The sequence below is a fragment of the Psychrobacillus psychrodurans genome, assembly GCF_050209195.1.
Lineage (GTDB): Bacteria > Bacillota > Bacilli > Bacillales_A > Planococcaceae > Psychrobacillus > Psychrobacillus psychrodurans.
The window spans coordinates 2,933,351-2,956,683 of sequence record NZ_CP189791.1 but is presented as its reverse complement, the minus strand read 5'-3'; the positions used below and the strand labels follow the sequence as shown (position 1 = coordinate 2,956,683).

At 37.3% G+C, this 23,333-nt stretch carries 21 protein-coding genes; 20 read left to right on the top strand and 1 reads right to left on the bottom strand.

Going from position 1 to position 23,333, the window contains the following annotated elements; genetic code table 11:
- Nucleotides 1–178 precede the first annotated feature (178 nt).
- The 5 genes from ACQCPR_RS14535 (at nt 179) to ACQCPR_RS14515 (ending at nt 8,326) form a co-directional block, all read left to right on the top strand.
- A complete protein-coding gene (locus tag ACQCPR_RS14535; RefSeq protein WP_090566707.1) occupies nt 179–415 on the top strand; it encodes an IDEAL domain-containing protein in 237 nt (78 codons plus the stop codon).
- A 141-nt stretch (nt 416–556) separates the two neighbouring features.
- Complete coding sequence (locus ACQCPR_RS14530; protein WP_427137367.1) at nt 557–2,131, top strand: M14 family zinc carboxypeptidase; 1,575 nt, start codon at nt 557–559, stop codon at nt 2,129–2,131.
- Nucleotides 2,132–2,259: 128 nt separating this feature from the next.
- Nucleotides 2,260–4,242: an excinuclease ABC subunit UvrB gene (gene uvrB / locus ACQCPR_RS14525; protein WP_090566712.1), complete on the top strand. Its 1,983-nt coding sequence runs from the start codon at nt 2,260–2,262 to the stop codon at nt 4,240–4,242.
- Between the two features lie 6 nt (nt 4,243–4,248).
- Nucleotides 4,249–7,140: an excinuclease ABC subunit UvrA gene (gene uvrA / locus ACQCPR_RS14520; RefSeq protein ID WP_090566715.1), complete on the top strand. Its 2,892-nt coding sequence runs from the start codon at nt 4,249–4,251 to the stop codon at nt 7,138–7,140.
- An 82-nt stretch (nt 7,141–7,222) separates the two neighbouring features.
- The gene (locus ACQCPR_RS14515) at nt 7,223–8,326 is read left to right on the top strand and encodes a DUF4097 family beta strand repeat-containing protein (protein ID WP_090566718.1); all 1,104 of its coding nucleotides are present in this window, start codon (nt 7,223–7,225) and stop codon (nt 8,324–8,326) included.
- Nucleotides 8,327–8,863: 537 nt separating this feature from the next.
- Here ACQCPR_RS14515 and ACQCPR_RS14510 read toward each other — a convergent pair.
- Nucleotides 8,864–9,415, bottom strand: coding sequence for an N-acetylmuramoyl-L-alanine amidase (locus tag ACQCPR_RS14510; protein WP_427137366.1), 552 nt, complete (start codon nt 9,413–9,415; stop codon nt 8,864–8,866).
- A gap of 122 nt (nt 9,416–9,537) precedes the next feature.
- Between ACQCPR_RS14510 and hprK the strand changes: the two genes are divergently transcribed.
- From hprK to rapZ, 15 genes are all read left to right on the top strand, one after another.
- Nucleotides 9,538–10,473 carry an HPr(Ser) kinase/phosphatase gene (gene hprK, locus ACQCPR_RS14505; RefSeq protein ID WP_093495018.1) on the top strand — a complete coding sequence of 312 codons (936 nt, stop codon included), beginning with the start codon at nt 9,538–9,540 and terminating at the stop codon, nt 10,471–10,473.
- A 23-nt stretch (nt 10,474–10,496) separates the two neighbouring features.
- Entirely contained in the window at nt 10,497–11,306 is an 810-nt protein-coding gene (gene lgt, locus ACQCPR_RS14500; RefSeq protein ID WP_427137365.1) for a prolipoprotein diacylglyceryl transferase, read from the top strand.
- A 15-nt stretch (nt 11,307–11,321) separates the two neighbouring features.
- Nucleotides 11,322–12,260: a nucleoside recognition domain-containing protein gene (locus ACQCPR_RS14495; protein WP_427137364.1), complete on the top strand. Its 939-nt coding sequence runs from the start codon at nt 11,322–11,324 to the stop codon at nt 12,258–12,260.
- Complete coding sequence (gene ppaX, locus ACQCPR_RS14490) at nt 12,257–12,907, top strand: pyrophosphatase PpaX (RefSeq protein WP_427137363.1); 651 nt, start codon at nt 12,257–12,259, stop codon at nt 12,905–12,907. Before ACQCPR_RS14495 ends, ppaX begins: the two co-directional genes overlap by 4 nt.
- On the top strand, nt 12,904–13,413 hold the full coding sequence (locus ACQCPR_RS14485) for an acyltransferase (RefSeq protein WP_427137362.1): 510 nt from the start codon (nt 12,904–12,906) through the stop codon (nt 13,411–13,413). The genes ppaX and ACQCPR_RS14485 overlap by 4 nt, the downstream gene beginning before the upstream one ends.
- Nucleotides 13,414–14,034: 621 nt before the next feature.
- Nucleotides 14,035–15,213, top strand: a complete 1,179-nt coding sequence (locus ACQCPR_RS14480; RefSeq protein ID WP_427137361.1) for an ATP phosphoribosyltransferase regulatory subunit — start codon at nt 14,035–14,037, stop codon at nt 15,211–15,213.
- Entirely contained in the window at nt 15,206–15,835 is a 630-nt protein-coding gene (hisG, locus tag ACQCPR_RS14475) for an ATP phosphoribosyltransferase (RefSeq protein WP_427137360.1), read from the top strand. Before ACQCPR_RS14480 ends, hisG begins: the two co-directional genes overlap by 8 nt.
- An 8-nt stretch (nt 15,836–15,843) precedes the next feature.
- The gene (hisD, locus tag ACQCPR_RS14470; protein WP_090566743.1) at nt 15,844–17,127 is read left to right on the top strand and encodes a histidinol dehydrogenase; all 1,284 of its coding nucleotides are present in this window, start codon (nt 15,844–15,846) and stop codon (nt 17,125–17,127) included.
- Complete coding sequence (gene hisB / locus ACQCPR_RS14465; protein ID WP_090566745.1) at nt 17,124–17,720, top strand: imidazoleglycerol-phosphate dehydratase HisB; 597 nt, start codon at nt 17,124–17,126, stop codon at nt 17,718–17,720. Before hisD ends, hisB begins: the two co-directional genes overlap by 4 nt.
- A gap of 15 nt (nt 17,721–17,735) precedes the next feature.
- Nucleotides 17,736–18,476 (top strand): 1-(5-phosphoribosyl)-5-[(5-phosphoribosylamino)methylideneamino]imidazole-4-carboxamide isomerase, encoded by a 741-nt coding sequence (gene hisA, locus ACQCPR_RS14460; protein ID WP_090566748.1) that lies wholly within the window; start codon nt 17,736–17,738, stop codon nt 18,474–18,476.
- A 47-nt stretch (nt 18,477–18,523) separates the two neighbouring features.
- Nucleotides 18,524–19,150, top strand: a complete 627-nt coding sequence (hisIE, locus tag ACQCPR_RS14455; RefSeq protein WP_090566751.1) for a bifunctional phosphoribosyl-AMP cyclohydrolase/phosphoribosyl-ATP diphosphatase HisIE — start codon at nt 18,524–18,526, stop codon at nt 19,148–19,150.
- A gap of 78 nt (nt 19,151–19,228) precedes the next feature.
- Complete coding sequence (locus tag ACQCPR_RS14450; protein WP_090566753.1) at nt 19,229–20,755, top strand: tetratricopeptide repeat protein; 1,527 nt, start codon at nt 19,229–19,231, stop codon at nt 20,753–20,755.
- A 68-nt stretch (nt 20,756–20,823) separates the two neighbouring features.
- A complete protein-coding gene (trxB, locus tag ACQCPR_RS14445) occupies nt 20,824–21,774 on the top strand; it encodes a thioredoxin-disulfide reductase (RefSeq protein WP_090566756.1) in 951 nt (316 codons plus the stop codon).
- 196 nt (nt 21,775–21,970) lie between these two features.
- Entirely contained in the window at nt 21,971–22,441 is a 471-nt protein-coding gene (locus tag ACQCPR_RS14440) for an NUDIX hydrolase (RefSeq protein ID WP_090566759.1), read from the top strand.
- Between the two features lie 3 nt (nt 22,442–22,444).
- Nucleotides 22,445–23,329, top strand: a complete 885-nt coding sequence (gene rapZ / locus ACQCPR_RS14435; protein ID WP_090566762.1) for an RNase adapter RapZ — start codon at nt 22,445–22,447, stop codon at nt 23,327–23,329.
- Nucleotides 23,330–23,333: the final 4 nt, after the last annotated feature.

Genomic DNA, 23,333 nt, shown 5'->3' with positions numbered 1-23,333 from the left:
AAAAATCCACCCCTTTGTATTATATACCTCAATTATAGTTAATTTTGGAAGTAAATCAAGCATATATAACGAATTTTTAAAATATTCCTTATTTACTATCTAGTTGTAATTTTCTCAAAATGATTGCAAGTAGTTCGTTGCTTTTATATAATAGAAAAAAGACATCGGGGTGATGGAGATGGACAAACAATATTCATATGCAGATTTCTTAAAAGCAATGGGTCAAACGGGGAATGAAAGCTCTGCCGAAAAATTGTTAAACGAAATATATCTTGATATGTTTTTGAACATTATCCACCGGGAACAAAGTAGTAATCGTCTCTTTGCTTTAATAGACGAAGCACTAGATCGAAAAGATATGGACGCATTTTTAGAGTATACAACAGCACTTCATCAACTAAACAGTCCTAGATAACAAAGTACTGCGTAAAAAACCACTTTCATTAGGAAGTGGTTTTTTTATATCACAAAATTCTATTTCTTTTGACAAAAAACTACGATAAGCTAGAGAAGTAAAGGTTTTCCACTATATGAGATAACAAGGGAGGAACAATAAATGAAACGTTATACGCTACTAGCATTATTCTTACTATTGCTTCTACCAACTATTGTCCAAGCAGAAGATAAGTGGAATATTAAAACGCTCGATAGCTATCAAGTATTATCAGATACCTCCAATGAATCTTCTATATTATTAGAAGGAACAACAGCGGAAGTATACGAAACGACAGGCTTAGTGGCTGGGTATTATCAAATTGATTTTAATGGAGTTCCAGGATTTATCTATAGTGATCAAGCGAGTGTTTTATTTGAACAGGAACAAATGAGTTTTAAGGTAGTCGATGAGCAAATCCCATACTATGTTATGAAAAAAGGGAAGCTTGTGCAAAAGGGCATAATATTAAAAGACGCAGTTTTAACTCGTACAAAAACTTCCTCAGTCTATCATTTAGTAGAAGTAGGTAAAGATGTCTTTTATATTCCTCTGGAGGGTACAATTCCTACTTTGAGTCCTTCTAATGATGCTATAAAAAAAGCGACATATCCGATGAAACTATATAATCGTGTGGAGGTACCTGTTTACAATACACAGTCTATCGAAATTGGGACACTAGCAGCCAATCAATCTGTGGATTTAATAGGAGTAGAGAAGAGTAGAGGAATTATCTATTTTCTAGGACAAGAGGCAAGAATAAATATGAATGATTTTGTCCACATGGATTTATTGCAACCGAAAAAAGTACTGAAGTATGAAGAAATGACATATCTACTTAATGTAATTGCAGCGTTATATCCTGAATTTACGAGGCTAGAGCAAATAGGTAAATCAGTAGAAGGTACTCCTCTGTATGCGATGAAAATTGGAAACGGAAAAAAGGAAGTACTGCTTGATGGTTCCTTACATGCTCGTGAGCATATGACGACAAATGTGGTAGCAGAAATGATTGATACATATAGTATTCATTACGAAAATAAATCTGTTTATGGTGGATATAATGTTCGTCAGGCTTTAGACCAAACTGCTATTTGGTTTATCCCTATGATGAACCCAGATGGTGTAAAACTTGTTCAATCAGGACCAACATCTATGAAGAATGGCGCACTTGCTACAAAAATTAATGGAAACTCTAATTTTAATAGATGGAAATCGAATATACGCGGGGTAGATTTAAACGATAACTTTGCCTCTGGTTGGGATAAGATCAAAGGTGGACATAAGCAACCAGCATATATGGCGTATAAAGGACCGAGTGCTTTTAGTGAACCGGAGTCAAAGGCGTTTCGAGATTTCGTCAAGAAACATAAGTTTAAAACGTATATTTCTTATCACTCTTCGGGACAAATAATGTACTGGTTTAACTATCAAAAGACAGCAGAATCTAAGCGCGATCAAGCGCTGGCAAAAACATTATCGAAACTTACCGGTTATAAAGTAATGCCGCCTCAATATTTGCCAGGCTCTGGAGCATCTGCTGATTGGTTTATCCAGGAAACGAAAATGCCTGGTATTACACTAGAAATTTCTCCATATATTGGAGAGCAACCTGTACCTCTATCGAAGTGGGATGCGATTTGGAGACAAAACCATAAGGTAGGATTATATTTAGCACAAGAAGCATCGAAAAGATAATAATGAAGTCGAAAGTCACTGGTATCAGTGGCTTTTTATTATATTAAAAAAACATATGTTCGTTTTAGTAGGAATCAAAAAAAGAGTATGTTAAACTGAAATTATTCAAAAAAATGGGAGGCTTATGTATGGAACAAACTTTTGACTTGCAAGCTCCGTATGAGCCAGCGGGAGATCAAATAGAAGCAATTAAAGAACTAGTAGAAGGGGTTAATGAAGGGAAAAGATATCAAACCTTACTAGGTGCGACAGGCACAGGTAAAACATATACTATTTCAAATGTAATTCAACAGATAAACAAACCGACATTAGTGATGGCACATAACAAAACACTAGCGGGTCAATTATATAATGAGTTTAAAGAGTTTTTTCCGAACAATGCGGTCGAGTACTTCGTTAGTTACTATGATTATTTTCAACCAGAAGCATATGTTCCATCAACCGATACATTTATAGAAAAAGATTCTAGTATTAACGAGGAGATAGATAAGCTCCGACATTCTGCTACTTCTTCTTTATTTGAAAGAAAAGATGTCATTATTATCGCATCAGTATCCTGTATTTACGGTTTAGGTAATCCTGAGGAATATAAAGAGATGGTCTTATCATTAAGAACCGGAATGGAAATAGATCGTAATCAGCTATTACGTAAACTCGTCGATATTCAATATGAACGAAACGATTTGAACTTCGTACGCGGAAAATTCCGTGTTCGTGGAGATGTAGTAGAAATTTTTCCGGCTTCACGTGATGAAAAGTGTCTTCGTGTGGAGTTCTTTGGAGATGAGATTGATCGTATTCGTGAAGTTAATGCGCTTACTGGAGAAATTTTAGGAGAACGTGACCACGTAGCTATATTCCCTGCGTCCCACTTCGTTACCCGTGAAGAAAAGATGAAGCTGGCCATAGCAAATATTGAAAAAGAACTAGAAGAACAGCTTGCGTATTTGAGGAGCGAGGATAAGCTTTTAGAGGCTCAGCGATTGGAGCAACGAACTAGGTATGATTTAGAAATGATGGAGGAAATGGGATTTTGTTCAGGCATTGAAAACTACTCTAGACATTTAACATTAAGAGAAGCTGGAGCGGTTCCTTACACATTACTTGATTATTTTCCAGAAGACTTTTTACTCGTAGTAGATGAAAGTCACGTTTCATTACCTCAAGTAAGAGGAATGTATAATGGTGACCAAGCGAGGAAATCTGTGCTAGTAAATTACGGATTCCGATTGCCATCTGCTCTAGATAATCGCCCCCTTACATTTACTGAATATGAAAAACATATTAACCAAGCTATATTTGTTTCAGCAACACCTGGCCCTTATGAGCTAGAGCATACACCGGAAATGGTGGAACAAATTATCCGTCCTACAGGACTATTGGACCCAGTCATAACAGTGAAGCCTATTGAAGGTCAAATAGATGATTTAATCAATGAAATACATGAAAGATCGGCTAAAAATGAGCGTGTTTTAATTACGACGTTAACGAAAAAAATGTCGGAGGATTTAACGGACTACTTAAAGGAAATCGGTATAAAGGTACAGTATTTACATTCAGAAGTAAAGACACTAGAGCGTACTGAAATTATTCGGGAACTTCGTTTAGGTACCTACGATGTACTAATAGGAATTAACTTGTTGCGAGAAGGAATAGATATACCAGAGGTGTCTCTAGTAGCAATATTAGATGCCGATAAAGAAGGGTTTTTACGTTCTGAACGTTCATTAATCCAGACTATTGGTCGTGCTGCACGTAATTCTAATGGAGAAGTTATTATGTATGCGGATAAAATGACAGACTCTATGCGAAAAGCAATTGATGAAACGAAACGTCGCCGAACAATTCAATTGGAATATAACGAAAAACATGGCATCACACCAAAAACAATTCAAAAGAAAATAGGCGATGTTATCCGTGCATCACAGGTTGCAGAAGAGGAAGAAACATATGCACAACGCTTAATAAGCGGAAAACCATTAACGAAAGAAGAAAAGGCAACACTTCTAGAAAATCTAGAAAAAGAAATGAAAGATGCAGCTAAAGCACTTAATTTTGAACGAGCTGCAGAATTACGCGATGCAATTTTGGAACTGAAGCTGGAAGGGTGATAGAAGTTGAAAAATCAAGAAATCGTGATTCAAGGTGCACGTGCAAATAATTTAAAAAATGTAAGCTTGAAAATACCAAGAGATAAGCTAGTAGTCATGACTGGCCTTTCTGGCTCTGGTAAATCCTCCTTAGCTTTCGATACAATTTACGCGGAGGGACAACGTCGATATGTAGAGTCATTATCAGCCTATGCACGACAATTTTTGGGGCAAATGGAAAAGCCAGATGTCGACGTCATTGAGGGACTATCACCAGCTATTTCTATCGATCAAAAAACAACTAGTAAAAACCCACGCTCTACAGTAGCTACTGTGACGGAGATTTATGACTATATGCGACTATTGTATGCTCGAGTTGGAAAACCAATATGTCCAAATCATGGTATTGAAATTTCATCTCAAACGATTGAACAGATGGTTGATCGCTTAAGTGAATATCCAGAAAAAACCAAGATGCAAGTGCTGGCACCAATTGTTTCAGGACGTAAAGGGACTCATGTAAAGCTTTTGGAAGAGATGAAAAAAGAAGGTTTCGTTCGTGTACGTATTAATGGAGAGTTAATCGATTTAGACGATGATATCAACCTAGATAAAAATAAAAAACATAATATTGAAGTTGTCATCGACAGAATTATTATGAAAGAAGGAGTTGCTGCAAGGCTTAGTGATTCTCTAGAGTCAGCTCTAAGAATTGCAGATGGCAAAGTTTTAATAGATGTTATGGAACACGAAGAAATTCTATTTAGTGAGCATCACGCCTGTCCGATATGTGGATTTTCTATAGGAGAATTAGAACCACGAATGTTTTCTTTTAATAGTCCATTTGGTGCTTGTACTGATTGTGATGGACTTGGTACAAGGTTAGAGGTGGATCCCGATTTAGTTGTTCCAGACAAAAGCGTCACTCTAGCAGACGGAGCCATTGTTGCATGGCAGCCAACGAGCTCTCAGTATTATCCGAAACTCTTAGAGGCAGTATGTAAGCATTACAAAATAAAAATGAATGTTCCAGTTGAAAAATTGCCGATTGATCAATGGAACAAAATTATGTATGGGTCAGACAATGATAAATTCCGTTTTCGATATGAAAATGAGTTTGGACAAGTTCGAGATAGCATGATTTCATTTGAAGGAGTTCTTGCGAATATAGAGCGGAGATATAAAGATACGTCGTCCGATTATATTCGTGAGCAAATGGAAAAATATATGGAGCAGCATGACTGTCCTACATGTAATGGCTATCGCCTAAAAGAAGAAACACTTGCAGTTAAGATAAATTCCCTACATATTGGGGAAATTACAAAGTACTCCATTGAAGAAGCAAATAAGTTTTTCAATGAACTGAGCTTATCTGAAAAAGATATGCAAATTGCTCGACTTGTGCTGAGAGAGATTAATGAACGTTTAGGTTTTCTGGATAATGTTGGACTAGATTATTTAACATTAAACCGTGCTTCTGGAACGTTATCAGGTGGGGAAGCGCAACGTATTCGTCTGGCAACTCAAATTGGCTCAAGACTGACAGGGGTATTATATATTTTGGATGAACCCTCTATAGGGTTACATCAACGAGATAATGATCGATTGATCGAAACATTAAAAAATATGCGAGATATTGGGAACACCTTAATAGTTGTAGAGCATGATGAAGATACAATGATGGCGGCAGACTATTTAATAGACGTGGGACCAGGTGCAGGAGTGCATGGCGGAGAAATAATCGCTGCAGGAACTCCTGAACAAGTGATGAAAAATAAAAAGTCTTTAACCGGACAATATTTAAGTGGTCAAAAGTTTATTCCACTTCCTGTGGATAGAAGAAAACCAGATGGTCGCTTTATCAAAATAAAAGGCGCTTCAGAAAACAACTTGAAAAACGTGAGTGTAGATATTCCATTAGGTGTATTTACAGCTGTTACAGGAGTTTCAGGATCAGGGAAAAGTACATTAGTAAATGAAATATTATATAAATCATTAGCCCAGAAGTTAAACCGCTCAAGAGTGAAACCCGGCGTCAATAAAGGTGTCGAAGGTATGGAAATGCTAGAAAAAGTTATTGAGATTGATCAGTCTCCAATCGGTCGTACCCCGAGATCTAACCCAGCTACCTATACAGGAGTTTTTGATGATATTCGTGACCTTTTTGCAACGACAAATGAAGCAAAAGTAAGAGGATACAAAAAAGGTAGATTCAGTTTCAATGTAAAAGGCGGACGTTGTGAGGCCTGTCGCGGAGATGGGATTCTCAAAATTGAAATGCACTTCCTACCTGATGTCTATGTACCATGTGAAGTCTGCCATGGAAAAAGATATAATCGTGAGACTTTGGAAGTGCAATACAAGGGCAAGAATATTGCGGATGTCCTAAAAATGACTGCAGAAGACGGCTATGCCTTTTTCGAAAACCACCCGAAAATCAGTCGGAAGATAAAAACAATTGTAGATGTGGGACTTGGATATATGGAATTAGGGCAACCAGCAACGACTCTATCTGGTGGTGAGGCGCAGCGAGTGAAGCTAGCATCTGAATTACACAAGCGTTCTAACGGGAAGTCTTTTTATATTTTGGATGAACCTACTACAGGTCTTCATGTAGACGATATCGCAAGATTGCTAATAGTACTTCAACGTTTAGTAGATAACGGAGATAGCGTATTAGTGATTGAGCATAATCTGGATGTCATTAAAACAGCAGATTATATGATTGATCTAGGACCAGAAGGTGGAGATAAAGGAGGAACAATCGTTGCAGTAGGTACACCAGAGAAAATTATTGCATCGAAAGATTCATATACAGGGAAGTACTTGAAAACCATTTTAGAAAGAGATAGACAACGGATGGATCAAGTAGTAACAAAAGCGACTAAAAAGAAAAAAAGTCCCGTATCGACTACATGATGAAACTTTTTGATTTTTCAATCGTATATAGTAATGTAAGTAAAATGATTTATAGTATAAATTCATGAGGAGGCCTTTCACTATGCAAGAAGAACGAAAACGTATTTTAGATATGGTTGAAAATGGCACGATTACTGCACAAGAAGCTTTGGCATTACTAGAAGAGCTAGGAAAACAAACTACACCTGCAACACCGTTTGTACCTGAGGAAAAAGAATATAAAAAGTCACAAAACAATAATACCGATTTCGTGGAAGATTTGAAGCGCGACTTTAGCGTAATGGGTGAGCGATTCATGCAGTTCATGCAAGGCACAGTCGACAAAATGAAAGATTTTGAAATGCCATTCGGAGACCCAGTTACTTTTGAAGAACAATTCATCAAAGAGGATGTAAATTTTACAGATATCTCTATTAATATTGCGAATGGTAAAGTTGAAGTTCACTCTACGGAAGAAGAGCATGTACGTGCTTCTGTTAAAGTGAAAACTTTTAGAAATTCAACAGAAGAAGAAGCAAAGGCACGTTTCCATGAAGAATTTATCTTCTCAACAGAAGGAAACAAATTACGCGTATATAGTGATATGAAAACAACTTCTGTCCAAGTAACGTTATATGTTCCAAAGAAAGAGTATAATTATATTTCTGCACGATTATTTAATGGTGAGTTCATCGCTAAAAATTTAGAGGCAAACTCATTCAAAGTGAAAACAACAAATGGTAAAGTGGAATTAGATGAATTGAAGTTTGAAAGAGCTGATATCGAAACGGTTAATGGATCGGTTCAAGTTCAGCAGGTTGAAGGAGAAACGATTGAAGTAGAAACGATGAATGGTCGTATTTACGTAGATGGTAAGCTCAAGGAAATAGAAGGTTCATCGGTAAGTGGACATGTTATTTTAACAACAAAAGATAAAGCAGCCCGCAAAATAGAAGGAACAGCAGTAGCCGGAACGGTCGAACTGTATATTCCAAAAGATGTTTCGATAAAAGGAGAAGCTACTTCTCAAATTGGTAAAATAGATGTTCAATTGGCTGATGTCACTCATCTGAACCAATCAGAGCAACTATTAAACAAAAAAGTAGGATTCACAAAAATAGTGGATTCAGAAGCTGTGCCTTTACGAGTATACGGTGATGCAAAAACAGGATCTGTTGTTGTTCGATATACAGTAGAAGGCGAATAAATAAATTATTACTTCCATCATTTAGGATTTCTTCATCCCAATGGTGGATAGTTAAACCAATAAAAAGTGGAGTGGGATATTATTCCCCTCCACTTTTTTATTTTGAAAAATAAGCATATATAAATAAACCGGCCTCCACGCTTCGCCTAACTCTGTTCCCGCAGGAGGCGCTGACTTTCACTACATGTGCACATATCGAGTGTAAATCAACAATAAACTTTGGAAAAATTATCCGTTTCGCAAGTAAAAGGAAGAGTACCGCAAGTAAATATAGACGTAGAGCAAGTAAAGCGTCGTCGACTGCAGGTAAGTAACAAGTGATAGCAAGTAAACAATAGATGAGAGCAAGTAAAGATAAAATAGGGCATCTTATAGGATCGTGTACATACAAAATCATTACACCAGGCTCTCTGAATAATATAGATTGCATGTTAAATGTAAGAAGGCTATCCAAAACCAACAGAAAACGATAGGAACAGGTTTTGCATCAAAAACCGGATTTTGGTTTTATAATATGCTTTCAAGTTTTTCCCTCGATTAACGCTTTTGCTGAATCCAACATAGGATCGCAAAAACAAGGGCTTTCGCACAGCGCTTTCTATATTCTATAGAGTGTAATAATTTTGCTTCATTTTTATTCGTCATGTATCCACATTCCACTAATACTGCAGGCATTCGAGTATCTCGAACAACTGCAAAATCTGCCTTTTTTACTCCTCGGTTTGATCTTCCTGTAATAGAGCATAGAGAGGTTTGGATTAACGACGCAAGAATAATTGATTGCTCGGAAGGCTTCGTATAGGTAAATGTTTCAATTCCACTTACGCTATTCCATGTGGTGCCATACGCGTTGGCATGGATAGAGATAAACGCGTCAACTCCCATTTTGTTAGCTAAATTGCTTCTCTCTTCAAGTGGAACATCTCTCTCCCTGTTATGACTATTCATAACTACCAGGCCAAAAGTAGTGAGTTCATTTTTTACATACTGAGCAACCACCTCATTAAATTCAAACTCTTTCATTTTCCCATCTGGTGTTTGTTTTCCGATAGTGTCAGGTCCATGGCCTGCATCTAGCATAATTTTCATCGAAAAAACCTCCTTTCTTCTTTTAAATAGAGAAGGAAAAGTTAAATGGATACAATTTAAGTTGTTAATCATGATAAAATAGATATTAGGTTTAATTTGTAGGACGAAGGGAGTTTAGGGGTATGTCTCATGTGACGACAAAGGATATTAAAGAACATTTGAATCTCACACTGATAAGTGGGAAAGAAGGCATCGGGCGTCATATTTCCGTAAGCGATATTTCTAGACCGGGAATTGAAATTGCAGGATATTTTACACATTATCCTTCAAATCGTATACAGCTTTTAGGGAAGACAGAGATTTCTTTTTTTGCTTTACTACAGCCAAAAGAAAAAAGTGAACGTATGAGAAAACTTTGTGCTCAGGATACACCGGTAATTATTGTTTCTCATGGAATGGAAGTGCCTCAGGAGTTAATCGATGCATCCAATGAAAGTTCAGTTCCTGTATTAACGACTAGTTTGCCTACAACAAGATTTTCAAGTATGCTTACAAACTTTTTAGAAAGTAGGTTAGCACCTTCTACTGCTGTACATGGTGTACTTGTAGATATTTATGGGGTTGGTGTGCTAATCACTGGAAAAAGTGGAGTCGGAAAAAGCGAAACGGCATTAGAGTTAGTGAAAAGGGGGCACCGTTTAGTAGCGGATGATTGTGTGGAAATTAGACAAGAGGGAGAGGATACGTTAGTTGGGAGTGCCCCACAGCTAATTGAGCATCTCTTAGAAATTCGCGGATTAGGCATTATTGATATAATGACATTATTCGGGGCCAGTGCCATTCGAAGCTATAAACGTATTACGCTTGTCATCGAATTAGAAATTTGGGATGAGAAAAAGACATATGACCGTCTAGGTCTCGAAGAAGAGAAAATGGAAATTATTAATACTGCAATTACAAAGCTAACTGTTCCAGTTCGTCCGGGTAGAAATATAGCAGTAATTATTGAAGTAGCAGCAATGAATCATCGATTAAAAAAGATGGGGGTAAATGCTGCAGAAGATTTCGCCAAGCGTTTAAATGATGTTATAGAACAAAATGCAGAAGTAGATTATTAATAAATGTCTGAAGGGAGTTACATATGAGTTTATTACAAATAATTGATCCGGTAGCTTTTTCTCTAGGGCCGTTAGAGGTACGTTGGTATGGAGTAATAATTGCACTGGGTATAGTATTAGCATTTTTCGTGGCACAAAAAGAAATGGTAAAGAGAGGTTTCCATCCAGATTATTTAACAGATTTACTCATTTGGGCAGTTCCAATCGCTATTATTAGTGCACGTATTTACTATGTTATTTTTAAATGGGATTTTTATAGTCAAAATCCAGGGAAGATTATTGAAATTTGGAATGGCGGAATTGCGATTCACGGGGCATTGATTGGATCATTTATCACGGCCTATATTTTCACTAAAAAACGTGGCTCATCTTTTTGGAAGGTTGCCGATATAGTAGCACCAAGTATTTTAATCGGACAGACTATAGGACGTTGGGGAAATTTCATCAACCAAGAAGCTCATGGCGGAGAAGTAACGAGAACTTTTTTAGAAAATTTAATGCTTCCAAACTGGATTATCGAGCAAATGTATATAGATGGGAAGTATTATCACCCGACATTTTTATATGAATCCATCTGGAACTTTGTAGGCGTTGTTATTCTAATATTACTTCGTAAAATGAATTTGCGTCGAGGTGAAATGGTGTTATTCTACGCAGCATGGTACTCTATCGGAAGATTTTTCATCGAAGGGATGCGTACTGACAGTCTCTATTTAATAGGAGAATTACGAACTGCACAAGTCGTTTCTATTGTGACTATTGTAGTTGCTATTATTGTCTTTATATATAGAAGAGTGAAGGTAAAACCCGTTATTCATTATCAAGATAAGTAAGAAAGCTGGGATAAGATGGGGACGTTGAAAAATGGACTGTTTGCTGGTCTTAAAACGACATGGACATTAAGCAAAGTAATTTTCCCAATTACATTAATCGTTGTGATTTTGCAATATACTCCTGTTCTACCTTGGATTATTGATATCATCTCCCCATTTATGGGGCTATTAGGACTTCGGGGAGAGGCTGCAATTCCTTTAGTGCTAGGTAATGCATTAAATTTATATGCAGGGATAGCAGGGATACTATCTCTGGAATTGACAGTTAAGGAAGTTTTCATACTAGCGACGATGTTATCCTTTTCTCATAATATTTTCATTGAAACTGGAGTCGCCCTTCGAGTTGGAGTGAAATTATGGGTTGTATTGGTTGTTCGCTTTGGTTTGGCAATTATGTCTGCTATCATTATTAACCTCGTGTGGCAAGGTGGAGGAGAGGTAGCGAAATATGGTGCGCTACAAGTAAGTCAGCAAGTTCCTGATGGATGGGGAGAAATTATTTTGTTTGGCTTACAAAAGGCGACGTTCGGCGTTATACAATTAGCGGTAATTGTCATACCGTTGATGGTAATTATTCAGTTTTTAAAAGACCGGAATTATTTACAAAAGTTTTCAGAAAAACTAGCTCCTTTTACGAAAATTATTGGTGTAAAACCAAACGCTTCCCTAACGCTTGTAGCTGGTCTAGTGATTGGACTTGCATATGGAGCAGGTGTAATGATTCAAGCAGTGCAAGAGGATGGAGTAAGTAAAAAGGATGCGACATTAGCATTTATTTTCTTAGTGGCATGTCACGCCGTGGTCGAGGATACTTTAATCTTCGTTCCGTTAGGAATCCCAATCTGGCCATTATTATTAATACGATTGCTAACTGCTTTCATATTAACGATAGTAGTTGCTTATGTTTGGAGGAAAGCGGAGCAAAGTAAACATAAGGAAGTGGTAATCCCGTGAAAAACTATAAAGCACTACTTTTTGATTTAGATGGAACATTATTAGATACGAACGAACTAATTATTGAATCTTTTTTACATGTTTTAGGCGAAACATTTCCGGGGAAATATAGTCGGGAGACTGTCCTCCCGTTTTTAGGACCACCATTATTTGAAACATTTGATGCGATAGACCCAACTTTAACGGAGACTTTAACTGCTTCCTATCGTAAATGGAATCTGGAACGCCATGACCAAATGGTAGCTCCATTTGATGGAGTCGTAGAAACATTACGACAACTAAAAAAGGAGGGCTATAAACTGGCAATTGTTTCTACTAAAAGACGGGAAATGATCGATAGAGGTCTAAAAATAATGGAATGTGAAACATTATTTGATACAATTGTTGGCTTTGACGATGTTACATATACAAAGCCTAATCCTGAGCCTATTCAAATAGCATTACAAAGAATTGGAGCTAATAAGGAAGAGGCGCTTATGATTGGCGACAATTTTCATGATATCGTAGGTGGGCAAAGAGCTGGAGTTGATACAGCTGCTGTAGCTTGGTCCATCAAAGGAGAAGCATTCTTGTCTACTTATAATCCTACTTATATGCTACATCAAATGAGTGACTTACTTGATATAGCAAAAGGGCAGCGTGTATGAGGAGAACAGAACGGTATCCTGTAAAAGGGGCAAACTCGCTTTGGCATGTGTATGATACTGTTCCATTTTGGAAAGTTATGAAGAACTTTATCTTTATTCAAGCCGCTAGATATTCCCCTTTTTTAAGCTGGAAAAATTTTTTCTATCGTGTTTTTCTGAAAATGGAAGTTGGCAAAGAAACGTCTTTTGCCTTAATGGTAATGGTAGATGTAATGTTCCCAGAGCGTATTAAAGTAGGTGACAATTCCATTATCGGATACAACACGACGATTCTTGCGCATGAATATTTGATCGATGAGTATCGTATTGGAGATGTCATTATCGGTAATCGAGTACTGATAGGGGCAAATACGACAATTTTGCCAGGTATTACGATTGGGAATGATGCCATTGTTTCTGCAGCAACACTCGTCAATGCAGACGTTCCAGAAGGATGCTTTGTTGGAGGAAATCCAATGCGTATTATTTATACGAAGGAACAAATGCTAGAACGAAATAATAAATAATGAAAAGCTATTCTACTTAGTGTTGAACTAAGAAGGATAGCTTTTTTGAAAGAGCACAATTTTTCGTTTCATAAATCCAGTGGTCTAGGTATTTTGAAGAATAAGATTTGTCCTTAAATCCTGCTAATTTCCGTTTCAGGCGGACGCTTTCCGCGGGGTGAGCGATGGGCCATCACCGTTGTGATGTCCCATCTGTCTCACTTATCCCGCAGGAGTCGCCACCTTCCACTACAATAATGAAGTAAGTAGTACCCCCAAAAGGTTTAACATAGCTAGTCGCTAAGACGATTGGATTATTCTAAGTCAATAAAGATAATAGTAACCTGTAATCTTTGTTATTACCTATACTAGTTGATTGGAGAGCAGGCGGCGACTTCTGCGGGAATAGCATGAGCTGAAGACCCCGCAGGAACATAGTGACGAGGAGACTGTAGCCATGCCCGCGAAAAGCGTCCGCCGTAGCGGAAATCAACGGTAATACTTAACGGTCATTGACTAAGACTGTCTTTCTCGTATAGAGGAAAAACCGACATGTTGACGAAAAGGTAAAAATAGTATAAAATTCTATTAATTCATCTTATTAGTTCTCTAGTGTGTTAAAGTAATGTAAGGGGTGTTCAAATGAGCAAAATTCAAATGTTCGAGAAGCCACTTGGAATGAGAGATTCATTTCCTGAAGTAAACGAACAAAAAGAATCTATACGATCGATTGCAAGGGATTTTATACGTACAAAAGGGTATGACTTTATAAAAACGCCTTCCGTGGAGTATTTTGAAACAATCGGAAAGGCTTCTGCTATTGATGAGTCTTCTTTGTTTAAATTAGTAGACAATCAAGGCGAGATGCTTGTATTGCGTCCTGATATGACGACTCCGATTGCTAGAATAGCAGCTTCTAAGTTATTAAAGGAAAAAAATCCGTTACGATTAGCGTACTATGCAGATGTATTTCGTGCACAACAACGAGAAGGTGGGAGACCGGCAGAGTTTGAGCAGCTAGGACTTGAACTTGTTGGGGATTTTAGCCCATACGCAGATAGTGAAATAATATATACTGCGATAGAACTATTGAAGGCTTTAGGGGTAGAAAGCTTCCAAATTACAATTGGACATGCTGAGATCCTAACTGCTTTCTTAACAAACAACACAGATAATACGAAACAGGTAGAAATGCTAAGACAATTATTAGTAGAGAAAAATTTAGTAGGTTTCTCACAAAAGTTAGAAAGCATGAACTTATTAGAAGAACAAAAAGAACGTCTTATGAAAATAATAGATTACACAATAGAGTCTAATACATTTACGGATTTCCGACAGTTCCTTAATGACGACCAACAATACCTAATTAATCAGGTGGAAGAACTTCAAAATTTATTAGAATTCCAATTGAATGACTTTTCAATTGTATCGTTCGATTTTTCATTAGCGAGTCATATGAGCTATTACACTGGTATGCTGTTTGAAATTCACGCTGCAGGAAGTGGATTCTCCATTGGGAATGGTGGACGATACGATGAGCTATTTAAAAAATTCGATGAAAAAGTTGGTGCTACTGGATTTGGAATTAGAGTAGATAGATTATTGGAGGTATTACCGAAACAAATAATAAAGGAAAAACATACACTTCTTTTATTTGATAAAGGATCCTTTTCTAAAGCGAATGTATTAGCGGAAGCTAGAAGAAATGCATCGGAATACGTGACATTGCAATACATAGAAAGTGTAAATGATCTAGAAGCGTTTAAACAAATATTCGATGAAGTGGTTATCGTGTCCGAAGGTGGTTCTTTACGTGAATGAGTTAACAATTGCAATGCCAAAAGGTCGTATTTTTGAAGAAGCATATAAATTATTTGTGCAAGCTGGATTTAACTTGCCTGCAGAGATTAGTGATTCGAGAAAGTTAATCGTTGAGGCTCCATATGAACGCATTCAATTCATATTGGCAAAACCGATGGATGTTCCTGTATATGTTGAACATGGTGTAGCGGACATCGGTATTGCGGGTAAGGATGTTTTATTGGAGCAGCACCGCGATGTCCATGAGTTATTGGATCTACATATTAGTAATTGTTATATAGCAACTGCTGGCATTCCGAACACGAAAATGAATGAGATTGCTCCACGTGTTGCAACAAAGTATCCAAGAATTGCTACAAACTTCTACAAGGAAAAAGGAGAGCAAGTGGAAATCATTGAGTTGAATGGCTCAATTGAACTCGCACCAATGATTGGTCTTGCAGATCGTATTGTAGATATTGTTTCCACTGGACAGACACTTAAGGAAAATGGCTTAGTTGAATATGAAAAGATTGTTTCTATCTCATCTCGATTGATCGTCAATCCTGTAAGCTATCGAGTGAAAAGTGAGCGAATCAATGTTTTCGTTGCACAATTAAAAAATGAATTGAACAAAAGGTAGGGAATCCTATGAAAATAGAAAAGCTTACAGATACAATTTCATTACTGCGTTCCGTTGAACAACCAGATCCAGATTATTTAATGACTGTTCGTGAGGTAATTGCGGATGTACGCCAGAACGGAGATGAAGCCCTTCTTCGTTACACGGAAAAATGGGATGGTGCCAAACTGGAGTCACTTAAAGTATCCAAAGAAGAAGTGGATGAAGCATACGCTAAGTTTGATAAACAATTGATAGGAGATTTAGAAGAGGCTGCAGCTAATATTAGAGCATTTCATACAGAGCAGGCTCGCAGTCAAATAGACTTCCCATTAGCTAAAAACTCATATATTCAATATAAAATTTCACCACTAGATGCGGTAGGTTTATATGTACCGGGTGGAACAGCGGCTTATCCCTCTTCAGTATTAATGAACGCTATTCCTGCAATTGTAGCTGGAGTAGAAAGAGTGGTCATCGTATCACCGCCAAATTTGGAAGGGAATCTACCTGATTCTGTATTAGTAGCAGCACGTATTGCGGGCATTACAGAAATATATAAGGTTGGTGGAGCACAAGCAATTGCGGCTCTTGCCTACGGTACTGAAACTATTAAAGCGGTAGATAAAATAACAGGACCAGGTAATAGTTTTGTAGCACTTGCCAAAAGAGAAGTATTTGGCAGGGTAGCAATCGATATGATAGCAGGTCCTAGTGAAATAGCGATTATTGCAGATGATACAGCCTATGCGGATGAACTAGCGGCAGATCTTCTTGCTCAAGCAGAGCATGATCGATTTGCAAGTTCGGTATTAATCACAACGAGTACATCCCTTGCAGAACAAGTGTCAAAAGAAGTAGAAAAGCAATTAAAGCTTCTTCCTAGAGAAGATATTGCTCGCAGTTCGATCGAAAACTTTGGGTGTATTTATATCGCTGAATCAATGGAGCAAGCGGTAGCTGCAGTGAATGAGCTAGCACCAGAACATTTGGAAATTATTACAGAGCAACCCGAAGAACTAAGTCAAAAGATTAAGCATGCAGGAGCTATTTTCATTGGGAGATTCAGTAGTGAACCAGTAGGAGATTACTTTGCTGGTACGAATCATGTACTACCGACAAATAGCACGGCAAGATTTTCAAGTGGGTTAAGTGTGGACGATTTCGTGAAGAAAACAAGTATCGTCTATTATTCAGAAGAAATGTGGAAAGAACAATATCCTAAAATTGCCCGCTTAGCTAGACTAGAGCAATTAGAAGGACATGCTAGGTCTGTAGAGTCGAGGAGCTGGAAAAAGGAGGATTCAAAATGACAAATAAGAGAGCAGCGAAAATAGAAAGAATGACGAATGAAACAAAAGTATGGGTTGAAATAGACTTAGATGGTGAAGGAAAAGCGGAAATAGATACAGGTGTCCCTTTTATGGATCATATGCTGGACTTATTTACTAAGCATGGTTTATTTGATGCTTCTATTAAAGCTAAGGGAGATACATATATCGATGATCACCATACGACTGAAGACATCGGAATTGTTCTAGGGCAAGCAGTGAAACAAGCATTAGGAGATAAAATAGGTATTAAACGCTACGGAAATGCTTTTGTACCAATGGATGATGCACTAGCGCAAGTGGTAATAGATATTTCAAATCGTCCGCATTTAGAGTTCCGTGCACAATTCCCAACTCAAAAAGTTGGTAATTTTGATACTGAGCTTGTACATGAGTTCCTTTGGAAATTTGCATTGGAAGCACGTATGAATGTCCATGTCATCGTTCATTATGGAGCAAACACACATCATATGATCGAAGCGATCTTCAAAGCGTTAGCTCGAGCGATTGATGAAGCTATTACAAAAGACGATCGAGTGAAGGGCGTTCCTTCTACAAAAGGTCTACTTACATAAGAAGGAGAGAATAATATGACGTCCATTCAAGTTTACCCAGCAATCGATATGAAAGATGGGAAATGCGTCCGCCTGTATCAAGGGGATTATGAGCAAGAAACCGTTTATGGCGATTCTCCATTCGAGATGGCTAAAAAATTTGCGGATGAAGGGGCAACTTGGATACATCTAGTAGATTTAGACGGTGCAAAAGACGGTGAGAAAATCCATGCTGATGAAGTTATTCGTATCGCCAAGGAACTGCCAGTTAGTGTGCAAATTGGTGGAGGAATTCGTACGAAGGATGATGTTCAATTTTATTTGAATAACGATGTAAATCGTGTAATTATAGGAAGTCTTGCTATTTCACAACCAGAATTAGTAGTGGGGTTAATAGAAGAATTCGGCGGTGATAGAATTGTCATCGGACTTGATGCAAAGGATGGAATGGTGGCTACACATGGATGGCTAGAAACCTCCACACAATCTGCCGTCGAAGTAGGACAGTATTTTGCTTCTAAAGGTGCTAAGCACGTAATTTTCACGGACATTGCAACAGATGGAACGCTTCAAGGTCCAAACTTAGTGGCAAATAAAGAACTAGCAGAAGAAACTGGACTATCTGTTATTGTATCGGGTGGAATAAGTTCCTTAGAAGATATTACAGCAGTAGCTAAATTAGCACAAACGACGACTGTTGCTGGTGTTATTACGGGTAAAGCATTGTACAATGAACGATTTTCTTTAACTGAAGCTCTACAAGAAGCGGCCAAATAAGTACACAAGCATTCGTATACTTCGAATGAAAGAGGAGTAGAACAATTATGACTAATTTAACTTATGATGAAAAAGGCTTAATACCTGTAATTGTACAGCATGCCATTACAAGAGAAGTGTTAACACTTGCTTACATGAACGAGGTAGCATATGCAAAAACAGTCGAAACTGGAGAAACTTGGTTTTTTAGCCGTAGTAGACAACAACTTTGGCATAAAGGGGAAACCTCAGGGAATACTCAAAAAGTAGTTTCTATTAAGTCAGATTGCGATTCGGATGCATTAGTAGTAGAGGTACTACCAACAGGACCAGCATGCCATACTGGAGAAGATACATGTTTTCATAATATATTAGAAAAACTAGATGACACCGTAGGATATAATACAATAACAACTCTCATCAATACTATAGAAGAAAGACAGCAGTCTATGCCAGAAGGTGCATATACGACGTACCTGTTTGAGAAAGGTGTAGATAAAATTTGTAAGAAAGTTGGAGAAGAAGCATCCGAAGTTATCATCGCTTCCAAAAATAATGATGGGGAAGAGTTGAAATGGGAGGCAGCAGATCTTCTTTATCATCTGTTAGTTCTTCTACAAAACCAACAAGTAAGCTTCTATGATCTACTGCAAGTACTGCAAAAAAGACATGATGCCAAAGCAGATAAAAAGTAAATATATGTGGTATACTGAAGGATATACTAATAAGGGACGTTTTTTTAAACGTTCCTTATTATTTTTCGGAGGATTATATTGAATAAAAAAAGTAAAAAAGTTCTTAGAGAAAATATAATTTCGTTTTTACCTACGGGTGAATACTACTATAAAAAAGCTTTAGATGAACTACAAAAAGAACAATATGAAAAAGCACATAAATATTTAAAACGAGCAGCAGAACTAAGTCCAAATGATCCCATGATATTACTACAGTATGCGATATTACAAATGGAAATAGATAATTTTGAACTAGCCCATGAGCTTTTGAGAAGTGCCCATGCAATTGACCATAACGAATCAGAAATTGTATTCTTTTTGGCGGAGGTAAATGCCCATCTAGGAAATTTTGTTGAAGCGAACAAATTCGCCCAAATGTATTTGGAGATGGATATCCAAGGGGAATACACGGAAGAAGCAATGGAGATTGTAGACTTCACGGAGCAAGAGGATGTGGTATCACTTCAGGTAGATACGCCATCTGGTGAAGCGTTGTTTTTACAAGAAAAATCGAGAAGATTGATGGAGCAAGGTAAGTTTGCTGAGGCGGTAGAATTATTAGAATCCATCGTAGTGGACCATCCAGATTTTTGGGCAGCATTCAATAATTTGGCACTTGCTTATTTTTATATTGGCGAAGAAGAGCAGGCAAAGGCTTTGCTACATGATGTACTCAATGAAAATAGAGGAAATATCCACGCACTATGCAATTTAGCTGTGATTCATTACTATGAAAAAAATGAAGAAGAGCTGGAAGAAATCGTAGGATTACTAACCAAGATAAACCCTTATTTTGTTGAACATCGCTATAAGTTAGGTGCGACATTTGCGTTAATAGGCAAATATGAACAAGCATTTAAGTGGCTTAGAAGTTTACAACGAAAAGGTTTTGAAGGCGATCCAGGATTTTATTTTTGGCTTTCCCATTCGGCTTATTTTTCTGGGCATGAAGAGATAGCTAAAAATGCTTGGAAAGCATTATTGAAGCTAGATCCGGAAAAAGCTGGATTTGAACCGTGGCTACCAGTAAAAAGTGAATCTGATGAAGCTGCATCTAAAATTCAAAAGGAATATATTTTAGAAAAGATAGAGCATAAGCATGTGAGTGAACGTATTTATGGGTTTTACTTATTAGGAAAGTCTAAGCATCGTCAAGAAATTATTTCCCATCCTAAATGGATTGTTGTAGATGACTTAACAACGATGGAGAAACTATTCCTTGCTAATTCTTTAGGACATGATTTTGATGAAAAGTCTCCTGCAGAGAAAGCTTTTTTACGTGTAATTGCAGCAACAGACCTATTGTATGATAAATATAAGCCTTTAGAGCATGAAGACACATTTCTATTTCAAATGTGGTTTGTTCTAGTAGAACGTGGCTTAGAGAAAGCCTATGGTTTCAAAAATCCACGTGCATTAGCAGCAGCAACGGAGTATATGTTTGAATCATCGCGCTCTAAAAATGTAACGAAAAAATATTATGCAGAGCAATATGGCATCACAACAAATACATTGACTAAATATATTAACGAACTTATGCAATTTTTGCCCCTTTTCGACTCCTAAGCAAAATAGTTGAAGCGTATGAAAAAATCCTATAGATTGAAGATAGTAGCAATGTAGGAGGAATCTAAATGACTGAAGATAAAATTTATGATGTAATTATAATTGGGGCTGGACCTGCAGGAATGACAGCTGCAGTATATACATCTCGTGCAAACCTTTCCACATTAATGATCGAACGTGGGATCCCAGGTGGACAAATGGCGAACACAGAGGAAGTGGAAAACTATCCTGGATTTGAAATGATCTTAGGGCCAGAGCTATCTACTAAAATGTTTGAACATGCGAAAAAGTTCGGTGCTGAATACGCATACGGAGATGTTTCGGAAATTGTTAACGGTGAGGATTACAAAACAGTTAAAGTTAGTGGAAAAGAATATAAAGCGTTAGCAGTTATTATTTCCTCTGGTGCGGAATATAAAAAAATGGGTATTCCAGGAGAAACAGAGTTAGGTGGACGTGGAGTTAGTTACTGTGCAGTCTGCGATGGGGCATTCTTCAAACAGAAAAACCTTGTAGTTGTAGGTGGAGGAGACTCTGCTGTTGAAGAAGGTGCATTCCTAACTAAATTTGCGAACAAAGTAACCATCGTGCATCGTCGTGACGAGCTACGTGCGCAAAAAATTCTTCAAGACCGTGCTTTTGCAAATGAGAAAATTGATTTTATCTGGAATACTACATTAAAAGAGATTCATGGAAAAGATGGAAAAGTAGCAAGTGTTACTTTAGTGTCTACTGTAGACGGTACCGAAAGAGAATTTGAAACAGACGGCGTATTCGTATATGTAGGGATGCTTCCATTAACGAAACCTTTCGCGAATTTAGGTATTTTAAATGACGGTGGATATATTGTAACAAACGAGAAAATGGAAACAACTGTACCTGGGATATTCGGCGCAGGGGATGTTCGTGAGAAAATGCTTCGTCAAATTGTCACTGCTACAGGAGATGGAAGTATTGCTGCACAAGCTGCGCAACACTATATTGAAAAATTGAAAGACAAAACAATTACAAACGTTTAATTTAATTTTATCTTAACCGGATTGTAATAGTCTTGAAATAAATAAAGTGTATAGTAAAGAATATAAATTGACCCCCTTTTTATATAAGAAACATTTGGACAGGCTGTTTCGCGATTTTAATCGTGAAGCAGCCTCTTTTTATGAAATTTAATGTATAATATAATTTATGAACATGAAAGATGCGGAGTGATGATTTGTGCAAAGAATAGCAAACCTACTCGTATGTAAAGATGATAAAGTTTTATTATTAAAAAAACCAAGAAGAAATTGGTATGTAGCACCAGGTGGTAAAATGGAGATGGGTGAATCTATTTTAGTTTCCGCAGTACGTGAATTTACAGAAGAAACGAATACAGTGCCTGTACAACCTCATTTAAAAGGAATTTATACAATGGTCATAGAGGAAGATGGAAAGCGTATAGATGAATGGATGTTATTTACTTTTGTCGCTAAAGACATAAAAGGAATACCTTTCGAAGTAACAACAGAAGGTGTATTAGAATGGCATTCCGTCGAAGACTTACACCATCTTCCAATGGCTGAAGGCGATAGAACAAATCTATTATTTGCAGCTCAAGAAAAAGGTACACAATATGGAACATTTGTATATACACCTGATTTTTCTTTGATAAAGGAAACGATTCAGCAATCAACGGAGGGAGAATGAGCAATGGATAGTCTTCAAAAGCACGAAACGGAAGTTGTAATAATTACTGGAATGTCGGGTGCTGGAAAGACAGTGGCTATCCAGAGTTTTGAAGACCTTGGCTATTACTGCATTGATAATTTACCACCGGAATTATTGAGTACGTTCATCAAACTAATGATAGATTCGAATAAACAACCTCGAAATATTGCAGTTGTGATGGACTTGCGTGGTGGGGAAATGTTCCATTCTTTAGCAGACTCTGTTAATGAGCTACAAGAGACAACAACTGTTACGCCTAAATTATTGTTTTTGGATTCCGGTGATGAAGTATTGGTAAGAAGGTATAAGGAAACACGTCGTTCTCATCCACTTGCTAACTCTGGATTACCTTTAGAAGGTATTAAAAAAGAAAGACAAATGCTCTCTGATTTAAAGGGGAGAGCACAATACATTTACAACACTTCCAAGATGAAACCTCGAGAACTGAGAGAAAAAATACAAGAAGAATTTTCTTCTAAAAGCAGTCAAGTATTTACTGTAAACGTTATGTCCTTTGGATTTAAGCATGGTATTCCAATAGATGCGGATTTAGTATTTGATGTACGTTTTCTTCCTAATCCATATTATATAGAAGAGCTACGCTTGAAATCAGGACTTAACGAAGAGGTATCCAGCTACGTATTAAAATGGGTTGACACTAAAACATTAATCGAGAAGCTAACGGATTTGTTCAATTTCATGATTCCTCAATACAAAAGAGAAGGAAAAACCCAACTAGTAATTGCATTTGGATGTACCGGAGGGCAGCATCGCTCTGTTACACTAGCAGAATACTTCGGGAAGTCATTGAGAGCAGAAGACAAAACCATAATTACGCATCGTGATGTCGTCATTAGAAAGGAATGAAGGA

Coding starts and splice junctions, on each gene's coding strand:
- ACQCPR_RS14535 (WP_090566707.1), top strand. CDS start 179: ATGGACAAACAATATTCATATGCAGATTTCTTAAAAGCAATGGGTCAA.
- ACQCPR_RS14530 (WP_427137367.1), top strand. CDS start 557: ATGAAACGTTATACGCTACTAGCATTATTCTTACTATTGCTTCTACCA.
- uvrB (WP_090566712.1), top strand. CDS start 2,260: ATGGAACAAACTTTTGACTTGCAAGCTCCGTATGAGCCAGCGGGAGAT.
- ACQCPR_RS14515 (WP_090566718.1), top strand. CDS start 7,223: ATGCAAGAAGAACGAAAACGTATTTTAGATATGGTTGAAAATGGCACG.
- ACQCPR_RS14510 (WP_427137366.1), bottom strand. CDS start 9,415: ATGAAAATTATGCTAGATGCAGGCCATGGACCTGACACTATCGGAAAA.
- hprK (WP_093495018.1), top strand. CDS start 9,538: ATGTCTCATGTGACGACAAAGGATATTAAAGAACATTTGAATCTCACA.
- lgt (WP_427137365.1), top strand. CDS start 10,497: ATGAGTTTATTACAAATAATTGATCCGGTAGCTTTTTCTCTAGGGCCG.
- ACQCPR_RS14495 (WP_427137364.1), top strand. CDS start 11,322: ATGGGGACGTTGAAAAATGGACTGTTTGCTGGTCTTAAAACGACATGG.
- ACQCPR_RS14485 (WP_427137362.1), top strand. CDS start 12,904: ATGAGGAGAACAGAACGGTATCCTGTAAAAGGGGCAAACTCGCTTTGG.
- ACQCPR_RS14480 (WP_427137361.1), top strand. CDS start 14,035: ATGAGCAAAATTCAAATGTTCGAGAAGCCACTTGGAATGAGAGATTCA.
- hisD (WP_090566743.1), top strand. CDS start 15,844: ATGAAAATAGAAAAGCTTACAGATACAATTTCATTACTGCGTTCCGTT.
- hisB (WP_090566745.1), top strand. CDS start 17,124: ATGACAAATAAGAGAGCAGCGAAAATAGAAAGAATGACGAATGAAACA.
- hisA (WP_090566748.1), top strand. CDS start 17,736: ATGACGTCCATTCAAGTTTACCCAGCAATCGATATGAAAGATGGGAAA.
- hisIE (WP_090566751.1), top strand. CDS start 18,524: ATGACTAATTTAACTTATGATGAAAAAGGCTTAATACCTGTAATTGTA.
- trxB (WP_090566756.1), top strand. CDS start 20,824: ATGACTGAAGATAAAATTTATGATGTAATTATAATTGGGGCTGGACCT.
- rapZ (WP_090566762.1), top strand. CDS start 22,445: ATGGATAGTCTTCAAAAGCACGAAACGGAAGTTGTAATAATTACTGGA.